Here is a 312-nt window from a genome sequence, read left to right as displayed (position 1 = left end):
CAGGCAGGCATTTTTTATTTCCTGAATCCTGGAGGAAAGGAGTCAAGATGACTGAGCCAAACAGACAATCAGGAGAAAACGAAGAAAGAATCATAGAAATTGAGATTGAGCGTCTTCGTCCGTTCAAAGAGCACCCGTTTCAGGTAAAAGATGATAAGGAAATGTTGCTTTTGCAGGAAAGCATTGAGAAGTATGGAATTTTAAATCCGCTAATCGTCAGACCAGTACCGGATGGATACTATGAGATCATATCCGGTCACAGAAGAAAACATGCTGCGGAGAAACTGGGATACCGTAAAGTACCGGTAATCA

General features: G+C 42.0%; 1 protein-coding gene. It reads left to right on the top strand.

Going from position 1 to position 312, the window contains the following annotated elements:
- Nucleotides 1-312 (top strand): ParB N-terminal domain-containing protein (locus tag G5B11_RS19890; RefSeq protein ID WP_244093089.1); only part of this gene is annotated, 312 nt, incomplete at both ends.

The sequence above is a fragment of the Blautia glucerasea genome, from assembly GCF_013304385.1.
Classification (GTDB): Bacteria; Bacillota; Clostridia; order Lachnospirales; family Lachnospiraceae; genus Blautia_A; species Blautia_A ammoniilytica.
This window is presented reverse-complemented; position numbering and strand designations above follow the sequence as displayed.